General features: G+C 73.0%; 3 protein-coding genes and 1 pseudogene. 2 read left to right on the top strand and 2 right to left on the bottom strand.

Annotation, left to right across the window (positions count from 1 at the left end):
* Positions 1–207 precede the first annotated feature (207 nt).
* On the bottom strand, positions 208–684 hold the full coding sequence (locus tag VR44_RS12055; protein ID WP_045947444.1) for a GNAT family N-acetyltransferase: 477 nt from the start codon (positions 682–684) through the stop codon (positions 208–210).
* Positions 685–709: 25 nt separating this feature from the next.
* Positions 710–1,273: a TetR/AcrR family transcriptional regulator gene (locus tag VR44_RS12050; RefSeq protein ID WP_045947443.1), complete on the bottom strand. Its 564-nt coding sequence runs from the start codon at positions 1,271–1,273 to the stop codon at positions 710–712.
* Positions 1,274–1,385: 112 nt separating this feature from the next.
* On the opposite strand from VR44_RS12050, the gene VR44_RS12045 reads away from it, so the two are divergent.
* Both VR44_RS12045 and VR44_RS12040 read left to right on the top strand, forming a co-directional pair.
* Positions 1,386–2,369, top strand: coding sequence for an aldo/keto reductase (locus VR44_RS12045; RefSeq protein WP_045947442.1), 984 nt, complete (start codon positions 1,386–1,388; stop codon positions 2,367–2,369).
* Positions 2,370–2,458: 89 nt separating this feature from the next.
* Positions 2,459–3,002 (top strand): annotated as a pseudogene (locus tag VR44_RS12040) (SUKH-4 family immunity protein); the annotation flags it as partial.

The raw sequence follows: 3,002 nt of genomic DNA, 5'->3' as shown, positions 1-3,002 counted from the left end.
CGCCGGGCGGAGGGGACGCGGGGAGGTGCGCGGCTTCCGGCATGGGGCACCCCGGGGATCTCGGACGACATGAGCCGTGCGGGCGCGCGGGCGCGCGGCGCCGTCCACCCGCCCGGCCGGGCGGCTCGGGCCGGCCCCATGCTGCCACGCGCGCCCGCGCCGGTCCTCCATTGAGCCTCAGCCGGCGTCAGGCGGCGTGAGCCGGTTTCAGCCCGGGAGGGTGAGGACCACTTCGTCGATCTCCTCGCCGCGCGCATGGGCGAAGCCCCGCTCGTGGCCGGTCACGAGGAACCCGCACTTGTCCAGGACCCGGAGCGAGGCACCGTTGTCGGCGGCCGCGCGGGCGTGCAGCGGGCGGTCCGGTACGGCGCCGAGCAGGGCGCGCAGCGCGGCGGTCGCCGCCCCGCGGCCCCAGTGGGCGCGGCCGATCCAGTAGGTGACCTCGCGCTCTCCGGGCGGTCCGAAGACCCCGACGTGGCCGACGACCTCTCCGTCCGCGCCGACGACGGTCAGCGCGAGGACCCCGGGATCGTGGCGGATCCGCGCCCAGTGCGCGTCGAACCGGGCCCGGTCCGCCGGGTCCTCGTGGGTGAAGGCCGCCATCCGGACGGCCTCGGGTTCGTTGGTCTGCGCGTAGAAGACCTCCAGGTCCTCGTCGCGTACCGGGCGGAGCGTGACGTCCATCCAGACCTCCGGGGGCGTGTGCGCGTCAGGCGGCTTCGCGGACCTCGACCAGCCGGGCCACCGCGTCGACCACCGCCGCGCGGTGTGCGGCGCGGTGCCGGGCGGCGTCCGCGCCGCCGCCGGCCGTGGTGTACCAGGCCTGGGCCAGGCCGAGGACCAGGGTGAGCAGGTCGGCCGGATCGTGCGCGGGGTCGACGTGGCCCTCGCGCTGGGCCGCCGCCAGTGAGGCGGTCTTGCGGGCGTAGGACTCCGCTTCCAGCGCGGTGGCCTCCGGGCGTTCCAGCCTCTTCCACATCAGCAGCCGCATCAGCCTCGGGTCGGCGCTGAGGTGGTCGAAGATCGCGCCCGCGTAGCGGGGGAGGTTCTCGGCGTCGAAGGGGACGGATTCGGCGCCCTGCTCCACGGCCCGGAGGATCACCTGGTCGAAGAGCTGTTCCTTGTTGCCGTAGTACACGTAGATCATCCGCTTGTTCGCCCCGGCCGTGTCGGCGATGCGGTCGACCCGGGCGCCGGCGATACCGTACGCGGCGAACTCGTCGAAGGCCGCCTCGAGGATGCGGGCCTTCGTTGCGCTGGAATCACGTGCCATGGCGCCCAGGCTAGCAAGTAACTATCCAGTTATTGACATGACGGCCAGGCTCCGTGCACTGTGTAGGTAACCAGTTAGTTAATTACTTCCCTCTTCCCTCCAGGAGAACACCATGGAACTGCGCGCACTCGGCTCCCAGGGTCTGCACGTCGGCGCCGAAGGCCTCGGCTGCATGGGCATGAGCGCCTTCTACGGCGCCACCGACGAGGCCGAATCGCTGGCCACCATCGACCGGGCCCTCGACCTGGGCGTCACCCTCCTCGACACCGCCGAGGGCTACGGCCCCTTCGTCAACGAGCAGCTGGTCGGCAAGGCCGTCGCCGGCCGCCGCGACCGGGTGGTCATCGCCACCAAGACCGGTATCGAGATCGACGACGACGGCAAGGTCCACGGCCACAACGGCCGCCGCGCCTACATCCACCGCGCCGCCGAACGCTCGCTGCGCCACCTGGGCACCGACCACATCGACCTGTACTACCTGCACCGCGTCGACCCGGACGTGCCGGTCGAGGAGAGCATCGGCGCGATGGCGGAACTGGTCACCGCGGGCAAGGTCCGCTACCTCGGCATCAGCGAGGCGGCAGCGGCCACCATCCGGCGCGCGCACGCCGTCCACCCCCTGACGGCCGTGCAGACCGAGTACTCGCTGTTCGAGCGTGGCCTGGAGGAGAACGGCGTGCGGGACGCCCTCGACGAGCTCGGGATCGGCCTGGTCGCCTACTCCCCGCTGGGCCGCGGCTTCCTGTCCGGCGCCATCACCAGCCCCGACGACTTCGCCGACGACGACTTCCGCCGGACCGACCCCCGCTTCCAGGGCGAGAACTTCTCCCGCAACCTCGCCGTGGTCGACGCCGTACGCCGCCTCGCGGAGGCGAAGTCGGTCACCCCGTCCCAGCTGGCCCTCGCATGGGTGCTGCACCGGGGCGCGGTGCCGATCCCGGGCACCAAGCGGCGCCGCTACCTGGAGGAGAACATCGCCGCCACCGGGGTGACGATCACCGACGAGGACATCGCCGCGATCGAGGCCGTGGCCCCGCGGGGCGTCGCCTCCGGCGACCGTTACGCCCCGGAGTACATGCGCAACCTGAACGGCTGACGGGCCGACAGGCCCGGCCGCCCGGCCCGTCCCCGCGAACGGACGGTCCCGCGAACGGCCTTGTCAGTGGCGGGTGGCAGCATGGCGGCATGACTCGCGACGCTCTCGACACGCTGTTCTCCTCCCCCGCCACCCTGCTCGCCGAAGGGCCCGATGCCGTCCGGGACCTGCCCGAGACGGGCGGCGGAGCGGGCCGCGAGGCATGGGCACAGGCCGTCGCGGTCCTCGACGGAGTCGAGGTGTCCCGCGCGGAGTTCGCCTCGTGGCTGCACTTCGGGGCGAAGGTCCTGGGCCACGAGGACTACGCCGGCCTGGTCGCCGAGGCCGAGCCGGACATGCCGTGGCGGACCGTCTGGGCCTGGTGGCGTCCGGTCGGCGCCTACCGGGCCAAGCCGAACCTGAGCGGGGACGCCGACGTCCAGGTCCACCAGGCGGCCGACGGCCGTCTCCTGTTGCGGGTGTGGTCGCAGTGGACCCAGGAACACTGGCGCGATCCGGCCACCGGGGAGCGCGTACCCGCCCCCGCAGAGGGCGAGTTCACCGAGCGGCCGTACGACGCCCCTGTCGAGGGACCCGTCCTCTTCGACCCCGACGGCGACGACCACGGCCTCCACGCGCTCGACACCTGGGAGG

The organism is Streptomyces katrae, assembly GCF_000966975.1.
Classification (GTDB): Bacteria; Actinomycetota; Actinomycetes; order Streptomycetales; family Streptomycetaceae; genus Streptomyces; species Streptomyces katrae.
Note: the sequence above shows the minus strand (reverse complement) of the source record. Positions and strands in the feature narration are given on the sequence as shown.

Excerpts from the sequence above, each read along its gene's own strand:
- VR44_RS12050 (WP_045947443.1), bottom strand. The coding sequence starts at position 1,273 with ATGGCACGTGATTCCAGCGCAACGAAGGCCCGCATCCTCGAGGCGGCC.
- VR44_RS12055 (WP_045947444.1), bottom strand. The coding sequence starts at position 684 with ATGGACGTCACGCTCCGCCCGGTACGCGACGAGGACCTGGAGGTCTTC.
- VR44_RS12045 (WP_045947442.1), top strand. The coding sequence starts at position 1,386 with ATGGAACTGCGCGCACTCGGCTCCCAGGGTCTGCACGTCGGCGCCGAA.